Source organism: Natronospira bacteriovora (assembly GCF_030848495.1).
Lineage (GTDB): Bacteria > Pseudomonadota > Gammaproteobacteria > Natronospirales > Natronospiraceae > Natronospira > Natronospira bacteriovora.
In genome coordinates, this window is the sequence record NZ_JAVDDT010000003.1 from 280,802 (window position 1) to 293,937 (window position 13,136).

Genomic DNA, 13,136 nt, shown 5'->3' on the forward strand with positions numbered 1-13,136 from the left:
CCTGCCCCGCGGGCAGGCGCCCACTCACCCGCGGAGGGCAGGCCATGATGGGTCATCACCACCACGGTGACAGTCGACAATCCGCCACGCCTTTCCTCATCGGCATTGTCATCACCCTGAGCTTTGCCATTGTCGAATTCACGTTCGGCTGGATCGCCGGCTCACTGGCCCTGATGGGCGATGCCGCTCATATGGCCTCGGATTCCTTCGCCCTGGCCCTGGCTGGCGGTGCGGCCTGGCTGGCGCAGCGTCCGGCCAGCAAGATCCACACCTTCGGTCTGGGCCGGGCCGAAGTACTGGCCGCCATGATCAATGCCACCGTGTTGATGGTCATTGTCGGCGCCCTCGGCCTGGCGGCCATTCAGCGCCTGCTGGAACCGCGGCCGGTGGAAGGCAATATCGTCTTCATCGTCGGCTCCATCGGCCTGATGCTCAATCTGGCACTGGCGCTGGTGCTCATGCGCGGCGAACGAACCCTCAACAAGCGCGGTGCCCTGCTGCATGTCATCGGTGATCTGCTGGGCTCAGTGGCCGCCATCAGTGCCGGTCTGATCATTGTCCTGACCGGATGGACGCCGATTGACCCCCTGCTCACCCTGTTCATCTGCGCATTGATTCTGGTGGCGGCATTGCGACTGCTGCGCGACGCCGGCCATATCGTCATGGAAGGTGTGCCCCGGCATCTGGACGTGGAGGAAGTGGGCCAGGCCATGGCCACCGTGGACGGGGTGGAGTCGGTGCACGACCTGCATATATGGGCGCTGTCCTCCACCCAGACGGCCCTGTCGGCCCATGTCCTGCTCCGGGACATCAACGACTGGCCGGGTGTTCACTGGGCACTGGAACGGCAACTGCGGGAAACGTTCGGGATCGAGCACGCCACCCTGCAGCCCGAACGCGCCATCCTGGGCGCCACCCGCATCGAGGATCTGAAGCGGAATCAGGGAAACCCGGATTAAGGAACCTCTGATTGCTCCGGGAACCGACAACAAAAAAGCCCCTTCGGGGAAAGCGGGGAGGAAATTTGGGCGTGGTTGCCGGGGCGGGTCTTGGTGGCCCTGCCCAGAACACGCCGTGAATACGTCCCTGTAGGCTCGAGGGAAACATCCCTGTTTCCCACGGTTCTGGGCAGGGCCACCAAGACCCTTTCCAGAGCGGTGATTCGTCGGGTTGGTGGGGGCGTGCCCGGAAGCGTAAGGGGAACCAAAAAAGCCCCTGGCGAAGCAGGGGCTTGAATGCAGTTTACGGGCAATGATCAGCGTGGCATGGCGTAGAGAATCATGCCCGGCAGGGCCACGCCAAAACCGAGACCCGCCCCGATGACGAAAGAGAAGCCCGGTGTCAGAGGGGGCCAGTTGACGGTATTCACCAGTACTTCCACCCCGGTGCCCAGCACCAGCAGAACGACACCGGCACGGCCCAGGCGGCGCACCCAGAGCTGCTCACTCCGCCAACCGGCGATGGCGAAGGCGATGATGGCCCCAAGGGCGATAACAGCCAGAAATGCAGTCATGCGTCTTACTCCAGGTTGAACAAGACCACCGAGAAGGTTTGGCCACCACAGAATGGGCAGATAATCCCAACTCGTAAAGTCTATACGTTTCAGTGCAGGCCTGCCACCTCCGGGCCCTGCTCGAAAATCACGTCCACCGGAATGCCGGCTTCTTCAAGACGTTGCAGATCCCCTTCCAAGGTGGGCCCAATCCGGCCCAGAGCGGCAATGAGTTCGTCCGCCCGACGATAGTCGCCATCACCCTGAATCATGAGAATGTCCTGGGCCAGAGCCGTCACGGCATCCCGCATGGCCTCGAAATTGACACGGTACAGGCCGCTCTCCTCGTCCCTTTCGAAAGCGCCCATCTCCTCGAAGGTATTGAAGGCAATCATGTTGGCTCGCCCGTGGGCACTGTCCGCCCCGAAACGGGTGGAGCGGAAAATGCTGGCCATGAAGGTAACGTAGTAGTCCTGCAGGCTGGCGTCATCCAGCCGGCCGTCCATGAGCAGCTCGGTGATCATGTGCAGACCGAGGATATCCGCCTTGGCCTCTTCCAGGGCGGCGGCATGTTCCTGCAGGGCCTGACGCACCGTGGTCTCCCCATCCAGGGTGAAGTTGAGACCCAGGCCATGGGCCACTTCATGGAACATGACATTGCCGAAGAAGGCATCGAAGATCACGTGCTCGCGCTGATCCGGAACGATCAGGGTGTCGGCGATGGGCACCACGATCTTGTCGAACTTGGCCTGCATGGCATTGCGGATCTGCAGGCGGCGAGTACCCTGCTCCTGCTGCACCCGCTCGTCGTTGGGCAGATTGATGGCAATGGTCTTGGCCCCGGCATTGGCATCACCGGAATAGTAGATGGCGTCATAGGCCCCGAGGTCCGCATCCGTGCCCGGGCTTTCCTGCCGGTACTCGGGCGGCACCGGCAGGCCGGCCTGGAGATCGGGCAGGTAGTCGGCAAAGCGCTGCAGGCGTTCACTCCACTCCCGGTCACGGATCAGCACGAAGGCCTCGAAAGCGGCCTTGTTGCCGAACAGGCGGTCCTCATAGGTTTCAATGGGTCCGACCACGAACTCGATGTCGTTGTCGCGCATGGTCATCCAGGCCACATCCGAGGGATAGTACTCATCCGTTTCAAAGGCCTCGGCACGGGCCAGAAGGTAATCGCGAAAGCCATCGTACTCGGCCAGCTCAGCCGCCTCGCGCATCAATTGCGCCGCCCGCTGCAGTTCCCCGGCGAAATACTCGCTGTAGGGAATGGTCACCAGCCGGCCAGTTTCATCACGGCGAATCATGGTGTAGAGACTGTCCTTGCCCTGCAGGTCCGCCGCCTGGAACTCCTCGCGACTCATGTCACGGGGATAGTAATTGGCGCCCCGCGGACGTTCGCCCACCTCCGGCACGAAGGGCCGACCGCCGCCAAGTCGATCCCAGGGGCCGTAGTTGATCTCGGCAAAACGGCGCACGGCCTCGTTGTCGATACGGGCCATCAGGGCCTCGCGGTCACCCCAGGCCTGCACCCAGAACAGATCGTCCATGATGTCGCCGATCTCCATCAGGATCAGCAGCATGTCCCGCTGATTGTCCGTCAGATGATCCAGGCCGGTCTCAAGGCGATAGGGCGCATAGATGGATACCCGATCCTCGGCATACTCGGTCTTCTGGGTGGCCGGATCCAGGGCTTCTTCACGGTCCCGCTCGCAGCCTCCAAGGGCCAGCAGGGCCGACAACAGCGTCAGAATGGCAATACGCGGATACATGTCACTTCCCCCATTGATCGCTTCGGGCGCCTCAGCGACGCGCAGCGTCATCATCGAGAATTTCGATCAGCTCAACATCAAAAACCAGCATGCCCTGGGGCGCACCGGGACGATCCGTGCGGCCGTCATAGGCCAGCTCACCGGGTATCCAGAAGCGGAAGGTATCGCCTTCGGTCATGAGCTGGATGCCTTCCACCCAGCCCTCGATCAGGCGCCCCAGGGGAAACACGGCAGGCTCACCCCGCACCACGCTGCTGTCGAACATCTCGCCGTCGGTGGTCCAGCCGGAATAATGCACCTTGATGCGGTCCTGCGGCCGTGGATGCACTTCGCCCGGTCCCTCGCGAAGCACGACCCAGGCCAGACCGGATTCGGAACGCTCCGCCTCCGCCGGCGGCTCCGACACATTCTCCGGCACGGCCGGCACGGCTGCCCCGTTCTCTTCCGGCTCGGCTTCCGCGACGTCATCGCGTTCGCAGCCGGTGATCAGAAACAGCGACAGAAACAGGCACGGCAAAAGAATTGCTGCTCGCATGTGGACACTCCCGGTCATCGTCAATGGCGGACAAAATACCGCGAATCATCCCAAATGCGAAATCCGGGCCGGGGTTCTCAGGCCGGAGCACCGAGACCGAGGGTCTGATCCAGCCCCAGGGACAGGTTCATGTTCTGGAGCGCCTGCCCCGCCATGCCCTTGATGAGGTTGTCCAGGGCCACCATGACCGCCACCTGCTGTCCCGAGACAGCCACGCCCACATCACAGGCATTGCTGCCAACCACGTGATGGATCCGTGGCGAGCTCTCCACCGGGCGGACAAAGGGCTGATCCGCCAGGGCTCTGGCGTAATGATCGCGGATACCCCGGGCGGTGGATGCGGACACCCGGGCCTGCAGGGTGATGAAGATCCCCCGCACCAGGGGAGCGGAATGGGGCACGAAGGCCAGCTCGCAGTCCTCGCCACCGACATCCGCCAGCCCCTGGCGGACTTCCGCGGCATGCTGATGGGTCAGCATCCGGTAGGCACGGAAATCGCCGGCCCGCTCCGGATGGTGGGTATTGGGCGAGGCATGCACACCGGAACCCGAGGAGCCCGTCACACCATTGATCGCAACCCAGTCCGGCCGTTCCATTTCCAGCAGCGGCCGCAGCCCGAGCTGAATGGCCGTGGCGAAGCAGCCGGGATTGGCAATGCGCCGGGCATGGGCAAGACGGTCGGCGTGATGCTCGCTGAGACCATAGACCCAGCCCGGCAGTGAGGCCGGACAGGCATGGGCCGCACCATAGGCACGCTGGTAGCTGTCGGCATCGGGCAGGCGAAAGTCACCGGAAAGGTCGATGACCGTGATCCGCTGCGTCAGGCCGTGGGCCCGGAACGCCCGCTCCAGTTCCGGCCACTGTTCCGCCAACCTCCCGTTGGGCTGAGCCGAAAACAACACCGGGCGGGCACTGCGGGCCAGAGCGGACCAGTCCGCCCGGCCTTCAAAGCGGCCCTGGATGAAGCCCCGGAAGCGGGGATGGGCCGCATGCCAGGGCTGGCCTTGATGGGAGCGGGAAACCGCCTGCACCCGGCCCACGGCCGGATGGCCATCCAGCAGGCGCAGCAGCTCGCCGCCGCCATAACCGGCCGCGCCCAGTATCAGCGCGTGAACCCCCTGATCGACACTACTCATTGGCGGGCCTCCGGGCAGACCATCAGGCAACACGACGTTGCCCGGGCTGATGGCGGGCAATGAGAGACTTGACCCGTTCAATCAGGCCAGGCGCATCCCGGCGCGCATTGTGCGCCGCCACGCCGACTTCATCGCGGATGAAACGCAGGCCCACCGCGTTGTCGGTGGCCGGCCCGGTGATCACGTCCACCGCCAGACCGAAACGCGCCTTGAGATAGTGAACCCCGCCGGCCACACCCACCGGGTCATTGGCACAGAACACGAAGGCGGCACACAGGGACTGCAGTTCCGGGTCTTCCAGAATCGCCTGCACTCCGTATTCGCCCATGACCCCGTCGCCGGTCTCCGCCACGATGACATCGGGCGAATGCCGGCCCAGGGCGGCAAAGATGCGGTGGCTGAGCGCGGCCGCATTGGCCGGTGTTGTCCCGGTGGCACCGGCATCGGTGAAATCGCTCACCCACTCCGCACCGTAGTCACGCATCTCCAGGATGTCGCGCAGGGCCGAGATGCCGGTGAGCTTGCAACCGGCCACACGCAGACCGGATTGCCGCAGCCCCTTGATCAGGCGGGTGGCCGCCGCGGTCTTGCCCGAGTTCATGCAGGTACCGGCCACGAACACCACCGGGCAACGGGGCAGCGAGGTTCCGCTGGCGACGGCGTGATCCTGAACCCGGGCCGCCACGCCCCGGCGGGAACCGAACTCCGGGTAGACCATCACCTGACCCAGCACTTCCAGTTCGAAGGGTGGGCCCACTTCCGGATTGTGTGACAGGCAATGGCCGATCACACCACCCAGGTTCAGCAGCTGCAGGCGGTCACCCACTGCCACCTTTTCGGGCATGACCCCTTCGTAGCCGTGCAGGGCTTTGCGATGACCAAGGGCCCCCACGATGAGGTCACCGCTGTTGACCCGGTTGAGCCGGCCGAAAACGTCCTCCAGAGTGTTATAGGCGTTCTTGTCATTCAGCACCCGGGCCGCGATCACCGAGCCTGGCACCACCTCCATGTCGGGTGACAGGGTCAGTGCCCGGTCAAGGGGGATCTGCCGGGTGACCGAGGCAATCTTGTCCACCTGAATTCTCATGAACCACCCCCGACAGTCGCGGCCGCAGGGGCCGAATCGTTCCTGCCTTCCCGGTGCACCTGCCCGGACAGGCGCTGGCCCACCGCGAACACGCGGGCAAATCCGCGGGCATCGGCGCCATCCCAGAGATGGTTGGCCTCGCCATAGGCGGCCGCACGGCTGTCCATCAGGGAATGGGGTGAGCGAACACCGAGCACCGACAGTGCCCTCGGATACAGGCGCAGGCGGACCTCGCCGCTGACCGTTTTCTGGCTGGCCTCGAGAAAGGCCTCCAGATTCCCGACCAATGGGTCGAAGGCCTGCCCCTCGTGAATGAGGCTGCCGTAGAGATCCCCCAGCTGAGCCTTCCAGAACAGCTGGCGTCCGGACAACAGCAGCTTTTCCAGCTCCCGATGCCCGGTGATCAGCAGCTGGGCGGCGCCGGCCTCGAAGCCGACCCGGCCCTTGATGCCGAGTATGGTGTCACCCAGATGCACGCCTCGGCCGATACCGAAATGGGCGGCCAGATCATTGAGACGCTCGATCAGCGGCACCGGCTCAAGCGACTCGCCATCCAGCATCACGGGGATGCCCTGTTCGAAGGTAATACACAGTTCACGGCTTTCATCGCTGGCGGCCGCCGGGGGTCCGGAGGGAAAGGCCGATTCCGGCAGTTCGCTCCAGCCGTCCAGGGTTTCGGCCCCGCCCACGGTGGTGCCCCAGAGACCGGCATTGACCGAGTAGCGGCCGGTGGCCGGGGGAATCACCACGCCGTGGCGGGCCAGGTAGGCCACTTCCTGTTCACGGGAAAGGCCCTGATCGCGAATGGGGGTAATCACCGCCAGCCCCGGGGCCAGTACCTGGAAGGCCACATCGAAACGGATCTGGTCGTTGCCGGCCCCGGTGGAACCATGGGCCAAGGCGTCGGCACCGATGGCCAGGGCGTGACGGGCAACCGCCTCCGCCTGGCAGGCCCGCTCGGCGGAAACACACAGGGGGTAGCTGGCGCCCCGCAGCACATTGCCGTAGATCAGGTAGCGCAGAAAGCGATCGAAGAGCGGCCGGCGGGCGTCGATCACCGAATGCCCGGCCACGTCGGCATGCCGGGCGGCCGCCTCGATACGCGCCAGTTCGGCTGCATCGAAGCCGCCGGTATCCACGGTGACGGTGTGCACTTCCCAGCCCTGCTCCTTCAGCCACAGGGCGCAGTAGGTGGTGTCCAGCCCGCCGGAATAGGCGAGCACGATCTTGCCTCTGGATTGCATGAAAGGCGTCCTCACAATGGTTTGCCTGAATTCGTTTGCGCCGGGTGCGCCTGCCCTCAGCGCGGGATCTGCCACAGGGCCGACAGCGTGCGCTGCTGGCGACGCTGCTGATGCCCAAGCCATTCCCGTCGGCCGGCCAGCTCGGCCTCCAGGGCGGAGATGCCGAGCTGTTGGAGACTGCCCGTGTGGGCACCGCCCAGGGTTCCGCGATCGGGATTGAAGTCGCCCGCCAGCAGCTCGCTCGCCACCTCGCCATAGGCGTCGCGGAAGGCCATGCCATCGGCTGCCCGGTGACAGGCCTCATGGGCCGCGTACAGCTCATTCACATCGGCCGCCGCAAGGCGATCGGGACAGGGGCGCACGGACGGCACCAGGCGGTTCATGACCTGGAATAGCTCCCCCGCCCGGCTGATGCCGCGCAGCAGCGGTGCCTTGAGCAACTGGCTGTCCCGGTGGTAGCTGGAGGGCAGCCCGGCGGCGATGTGCTCCAGCTGGCCTGCCAGGCCCCGCAGTTCCCCGCAACGGCCACGGGCCAGCTCCACCACATCCGGATTGCGCTTCTGCGGCATGATCGAGGATCCCGTGGTGAAGGCATCCGGAAGACGCAGAAATCCGTACTCCTCGGTGCTGAACAGGGCAAGGTCCCAGAGATACTTCTCCAGGATGCCGGCCACCGAGGCCAGCCACTGCAGGACCGCCAGTTCATGCCGGCCACGGCTGTTGTTCACGTCCACCGGGTTACGCTGCAGCCGGCGGAAACCGAGTACCCGGGCGCTGTACTCCCGGTCAATGGCCAGGGGCACGCCGAAGCCGGCCGCGGCACCCAGGGGGCAGCGATCCAGCCGCCGGTACAGACCCTCCAGGGTCTCCAGCTCCTCGTTCAGGCCTTCGGCAAAGGCCAGGGCCCACTGGGCCAGGCTGGAGGGCATGGCCCGGCGCATATGGGTATAGCCGGGCAGGAAAACCGACAGGTGGGAACCGGCGAACTGGCTGAAATGCCCGGCCAGGGTTGCCAGTTGCTGGCCGGTACCAAGCAGGGCGTCACGCAGATAGAGGCGCACGGCCAGGATCACCTGATCGTTGCGCGAACGGCCCAGGTGCACGCGCCGGCCGGCCGGTCCGGCGCGCTGGATCAGCGCCTGCTCAAGAGCGGTATGCCCGTCCTCCTGCGTGGGCTGAATGACAAGCTCCCCGGACAGAGCCTCGCCGTGCAGTGTCTCCAGGGCCGCCAGCAGGGCCGCGGCGTCCTCGCCCGGCATCAGTCCGGTGGCGGCGAGCATGCGCACATGCCCGGCGCTGCCGACGATGTCCCAGGGCAGGATGCGGCTGTCCAGCAGGGGGTCTTCATCCACGGTGAAGCGGTGGATTTCCGCATCCAGTGGCAGACCCTTGGCCCACAGCAGATCCGCCGCCTTCGTCTCCTCGCCTTCGCGTGTCCGCATGGGTTCAACCGGCATGGGCCACCTCCCCGCCGTTCGGCGACCCGGGCATCGCCAGGGCCGCATCGGCGTGCACCAGGGTGCCACTGCCCTCGTTGGTGAACACTTCTTCCAGCAGGGCATCCGCCCGCAGCCCGGAGATCAGGTGGACCCGCTTCACGCCCTGCTCCAGTGCCCGCATCAGGGCCTCGCACTTGGGACGCATGCCTCCGGCCACGCGCCCGTCCTTGATGCGTGCCGTCAGGGCCTCGGGGTGAATTTCAGTGATCAGGCTGGCCGGATCCGCGGGATCATTCAGCAGGCCGGGCTGATCCAGCAGATAGAACAGCTTCTCCGCCCCCATCGCGGCGGCCAGTTCCGCCGCCAGGGTGTCGGCATTGGTATTGAAGATCTCGCCGGCATCGTTACCGGTGAGCGACGTCACCACCGGCAGGTGGCCAGCGGCCAGGAGCTGATGGAGGATGTCCGGGTTCACGGATTCAATGTCCCCCACCTCGCCGAAATCCACCCGCCGGCCATCCACCGTCGTCGGCCCACGGCGGCGGGCGCCGACCAGGCCCGCATCCACGCCCGACAGGCCCACCGGGGAGAGACCGGCGGCCCGCAGCTCGGCCAGCAGATCGGTCTGCAGGCGGCCGATGAAACTCATCTTGGCGGCATCCAGTACCGCCGGCGAGGTGATCCGCCGCCCGGCGGCCTTTTCCACCGCAATGCCGGCCCGGCCGCAGAAGCGATCCAGCTCGCCACCGCCGCCATGCACCAGCACCACGGGAATGGAGAAGCGCCACAGCACCGCCAGCTGTTCGGCGATCTGACGCCGGGCGCCTGTATCGGCAAGCAGCTCACCGCCCAGCTTGATGACAAAGATCCGGTCACGGAAGCGGGCCACGTAGCGGGCAGCGGACCGCAGGATGCGCCAGGGACTGGTATGCGGATTCATGCCACCTCCCGCCGGCCGGCGATGGACTGCATGGCCATGTCCAGCAGCACCCGCTGGACGTGGAAACGGTTCTCGGCCTGGTCGACCACGGCGCTGGCACCGGAATCCAGCAGCGCGGCTTCCACCTCCAGATCGCGGCGCACCGGCAGGCAATGCATCAGGAACGCGTCCGCGCTCGCCGGGGCGAGCTGCCCGGCGCCCACCCGCCAGTCCGGATGCGCCTTCATCATGGCAGCGGCCGCCTGCTCATCGGCCAGGGGCAGGACCGGTCCCCAGGCCTTGGCATACACGGCCCGACTGCCGGCCATGGCCTCGAGCTGCTCATGCCCGTACTGCACCTCGCCACCACTCTGCGCGGCCAGGGCCTCGGCCTGCCGACGGACGCCCGCCGGCAGCTCGAAGCCCGGCGGATGAGCCACGCGCACCTGACAGCCAGCGGCGGCGGCACTGAGAAGGAAGGAATTGGGCACCGCCTTGGGCAGGGGTTTGATGTGCGGCGCCCAGCTCAGGGTTACCGGCTGCCCCTGGAGCGGACCCAGGCGCTCACGCAGGGTCAGTACATCGGCCAGGCCCTGGCATAGATGCTCCCGGGCCGATTCCATGCTGATCACCGGCACGGTGGCGTGGGCGCGAAAGGCACGCATGACCGGGTCGGCTTCATCCTCGGCATCGTCCATCAGGCCGGCAAAGGCCCGCACGGCCAGCACATCCACGTAACGGGACAGGACGGCGGCCGCTTCGCGCACATGCTCCGGCCGTTCGCCATCCATGGCGACACCGTCCCGGTGTTCCATGGCCCAGGCGCCCTTGCCGGCTTCCAGCACCATGGACTGACCGCCAGCACGGGCCATGACCGCCTCGAAGGAAGCGCGGGTCCGCAGGGAGGGATTGAAGAACAGCATGCCCAGCAGGACATCCTCGAGATGCCGGCCCGGGTGCTGGCGCTTCCAGGTCATGGCCTGCTCCACCACGGCGTGAACGCCCTCCATCCCGAGGTCTTCGATATGGGTCATATGCTGCATGGCTGCGTCTCCTGAATGCCGTCGGCATTCACTGAAGGCTGTGTTTCGAGATTCGTTTCATGGGAAAAGGCGTGCACTGCCACGGTCAGGGCACGGATGGCCGATGGCTCCAGGCTCAGGGGCGGCATCAGGCGCAGTACCGACGGGTCGGCGGAGGCACCCACCAGAATGTGCTGACGGGCCAGCCAGTCCTTGAGGGGGGCCGCCGCGCCGGTCAGCTCCAGCCCGAGCAGCAGGCCCCGGCCACGAACCCGACGAACCACGCTGCCGGACAGTCCCCGGCGGATGGCGGCTTCGGCGAGCCGGGCCCGGCCGGGCAGATCCTCCTCCTCGATCACGCCCAGGGTGGCCAGCAGGGCGGCACAGGCCACCGGGCCGCCACCGAAGGTGCTGCCCAGGTCACCCGGCCCCAGGGCGGCGGCCACGGCATTGCTCATGATCAGGGCGCCCATGGGCAGGCCCGAGGCCAGTCCCTTGGCGCAGCTCATCAGGTCCGGCGTGACGCGGTACTGGTCAGCCGCAAAGGGCCGGCCAAGACGCCCCATGCCGGTCTGGATTTCGTCGAAGATCAGCAGGGTGCCGGCGGCATCGCATTGGGCCCGCAGCCGGGCAAGCCAGTTTTCCGGGGCTTCGCGCACACCGGCCATGGACTGGATGGGCTCGACGATGACCGCCGCCACCCCCGACAGATCCTCTGCCGCCAGGGCGTCTTCATCGCCAAAGGGCAGCAGGCTGACATCGTTTTGCAGCCCGGGGGCCCGCGCATGCAGGGCCGGCGTATCGGAGACCGACAGGGCCAGCTGGGAACGACCGTGGAAACCACCCTCGAAGGCCACAAAACGACTGCGCCCGGTGACCATGGCGGCCACGCGCAGGGCGTTCTCGTTGGCTTCCGCCCCGCTGTTGCAGAAAAAGACCTGGTCCAGGCCTTCCGGTGCAAAATCCACCAGGGCACGGGCGGCCCGCTCCCGTACCGGCAGCCGGGCGGCCATGGAGTAGAAGCCCAGGGTGGAGGCCTGCTCGGCCACGGCGGTGGCAAGCCGGGGATGACAATGACCGGTCAGGGCCACACAATGACCACCGTAAAGATCCAGCCAGGCCTGCCCGTGCTCGTCGAAGACATGGCTGCCCGCCCCCCGGTGGATGGCAAAGGGGTACGGCGCATAGGTTTCCAGCAAGGCAGAACCCTGATTGGACATCGACATCACACACCTCGGCACTCACGCGAATCGGCCCCTCCGGGCCACGCAGCATAGAATGCACGGGGTATGAATAATATGCAATACCATTGCCGTATTTAATGCACTTTACTGGGGTTTAGGTATATATTATGCGCTTATTCAGCTGAATATGCACATATCATTCACACAGGCCGCCCATGAACACGGACCAGCACATCCTTGATCTGATCGACAATGAAGCCATCCCGGACCAGTCCACCCTGCTGGATCGACTGGCGTCCCGGGGTATCCACCTGACCCAGCCCACCCTGTCGCGCCACCTTCGCAAGCTGTCCATCCGCAAGCAGGACGGCCGCTACCGGGTCAACCGCGAGCCGGTGGCGATGCTGCCGCGCATGGAGATCACCGCGGTGCCACCCAATCTGCTGGTGCTCAAGACCGATCCCGGCCATGCCCAGATGCTGGGCCTGCATCTGGACAAGCGCCAGCCCGACGGCATGGCGGGCACCGTGGCCGGGGACGACACGATTTTCATTGCCTGTGAACCCGGCACCGAGCTGGATACCCTGCGCGAGCGGGTACTGGCGGTGTTCGGGGGCGGTGATTCAGGGAACTCCTGAGCGTCCGCGATTTCCCATTCCCTGCGGGGGGCATCCTGAATGCAGGAGCGCCTTATGAGACAGGGAAAACTGCGACTGCCGGCCGGCCTGCTGCTCATGCTGCTACTGGCCGCGCCAGCCTCTCACGCCGACGATTCACCCATCGGCATCAGTCTTTTCACGCCCATTCAGTTCCCGGACAGCCATCAGTCCATCACCGGGGTACGGTTGTCGCTGATCTATGGCCGACATCACGATCTCAAGGGCGCCGATCTGGGCAATCTCATTTCGCCCATCAGCATCAACCACCTGACGGGCGAGCTGCGTGGCGCCCAGTTCGGGCTGGTGAACTGGGTCGAGGGGGATGTCTACGGCGCCCAGTTCGCCCTGCTCAACCGCGGCGGCAACAACAGCAATGGCTTCCAGGGCGGATTGATCAACATCAGCGGCGGAACCGGGCATTTCCTCGGCCAATGGGGCATGGTCAATGTGAATCAAGGCCATCACCGCGGTTTCCAGCTCGGCATCGTGAACTACGCCCAGCGCTTGCAGGGCCTGCAGATAGGGCTGCTGAACATCCGCAGTGAACCGTCCATGTCCATGCCGGACGCCTCACCGGTGGTGTTTCCGATCGTGGCCTGGGCTTTCTAGCCGGGTCACAGGATGCGGCGGGGGGAGCACAGTGGGTAGGG

13 protein-coding genes are annotated in these 13,136 nt (G+C 65.7%); 3 read left to right on the forward strand and 10 right to left on the reverse strand.

All coding sequences use genetic code 11. From position 1 onward, the window contains the following. Positions 1 to 44: 44 nt before the first annotated feature. Positions 45 to 959, forward strand: a complete 915-nt coding sequence (locus tag RBH19_RS06835) for a cation diffusion facilitator family transporter (RefSeq protein WP_306728079.1) — start codon at positions 45 to 47, stop codon at positions 957 to 959. A gap of 296 nt (positions 960 to 1,255) precedes the next feature. Here the strand turns inward: RBH19_RS06835 and RBH19_RS06840 are convergent, their stop codons facing one another. From RBH19_RS06840 to RBH19_RS06885, 10 genes are all read right to left on the reverse strand, one after another. Then, positions 1,256 to 1,513 carry a hypothetical protein gene (locus tag RBH19_RS06840; protein ID WP_306728080.1) on the reverse strand — a complete coding sequence of 86 codons (258 nt, stop codon included), beginning with the start codon at positions 1,511 to 1,513 and terminating at the stop codon, positions 1,256 to 1,258. An 89-nt stretch (positions 1,514 to 1,602) separates the two neighbouring features. Then, positions 1,603 to 3,261 carry a dipeptidyl-peptidase 3 family protein gene (locus tag RBH19_RS06845; protein ID WP_306728081.1) on the reverse strand — a complete coding sequence of 553 codons (1,659 nt, stop codon included), beginning with the start codon at positions 3,259 to 3,261 and terminating at the stop codon, positions 1,603 to 1,605. Between the two features lie 31 nt (positions 3,262 to 3,292). Then, positions 3,293 to 3,796 (reverse strand): FKBP-type peptidyl-prolyl cis-trans isomerase, encoded by a 504-nt coding sequence (locus tag RBH19_RS06850; protein WP_306728082.1) that lies wholly within the window; start codon positions 3,794 to 3,796, stop codon positions 3,293 to 3,295. 77 nt (positions 3,797 to 3,873) lie between these two features. Continuing rightward, complete coding sequence (gene argC, locus RBH19_RS06855; RefSeq protein ID WP_306728083.1) at positions 3,874 to 4,932, reverse strand: N-acetyl-gamma-glutamyl-phosphate reductase; 1,059 nt, start codon at positions 4,930 to 4,932, stop codon at positions 3,874 to 3,876. A gap of 22 nt (positions 4,933 to 4,954) precedes the next feature. Next, positions 4,955 to 6,019 carry a hypothetical protein gene (locus RBH19_RS06860; RefSeq protein WP_306728084.1) on the reverse strand — a complete coding sequence of 355 codons (1,065 nt, stop codon included), beginning with the start codon at positions 6,017 to 6,019 and terminating at the stop codon, positions 4,955 to 4,957. Beyond that, on the reverse strand, positions 6,016 to 7,263 hold the full coding sequence (gene argG, locus RBH19_RS06865) for an argininosuccinate synthase (RefSeq protein ID WP_306728085.1): 1,248 nt from the start codon (positions 7,261 to 7,263) through the stop codon (positions 6,016 to 6,018). Before argG ends, RBH19_RS06860 begins: the two co-directional genes overlap by 4 nt. A 56-nt stretch (positions 7,264 to 7,319) precedes the next feature. Beyond that, entirely contained in the window at positions 7,320 to 8,720 is a 1,401-nt protein-coding gene (locus tag RBH19_RS06870) for an argininosuccinate lyase (RefSeq protein ID WP_306728086.1), read from the reverse strand. Then, positions 8,710 to 9,642: an acetylglutamate kinase gene (gene argB / locus RBH19_RS06875; protein WP_306728087.1), complete on the reverse strand. Its 933-nt coding sequence runs from the start codon at positions 9,640 to 9,642 to the stop codon at positions 8,710 to 8,712. Before argB ends, RBH19_RS06870 begins: the two co-directional genes overlap by 11 nt. Beyond that, complete coding sequence (locus RBH19_RS06880; RefSeq protein ID WP_306728088.1) at positions 9,639 to 10,664, reverse strand: N-acetylornithine carbamoyltransferase; 1,026 nt, start codon at positions 10,662 to 10,664, stop codon at positions 9,639 to 9,641. The genes argB and RBH19_RS06880 overlap by 4 nt, the downstream gene beginning before the upstream one ends. After that, positions 10,652 to 11,869, reverse strand: coding sequence for an aspartate aminotransferase family protein (locus RBH19_RS06885; RefSeq protein ID WP_306728089.1), 1,218 nt, complete (start codon positions 11,867 to 11,869; stop codon positions 10,652 to 10,654). The genes RBH19_RS06880 and RBH19_RS06885 overlap by 13 nt, the downstream gene beginning before the upstream one ends. A gap of 173 nt (positions 11,870 to 12,042) precedes the next feature. On the opposite strand from RBH19_RS06885, the gene RBH19_RS06890 reads away from it, so the two are divergent. Next, a complete protein-coding gene (locus tag RBH19_RS06890) occupies positions 12,043 to 12,465 on the forward strand; it encodes an arginine repressor (protein ID WP_306728090.1) in 423 nt (140 codons plus the stop codon). A 54-nt stretch (positions 12,466 to 12,519) separates the two neighbouring features. Beyond that, positions 12,520 to 13,095, forward strand: a complete 576-nt coding sequence (locus RBH19_RS06895; RefSeq protein WP_306728091.1) for an LA_2272 family surface repeat-containing protein — start codon at positions 12,520 to 12,522, stop codon at positions 13,093 to 13,095. The last annotated feature ends 41 nt before the right edge of the window (positions 13,096 to 13,136 follow it).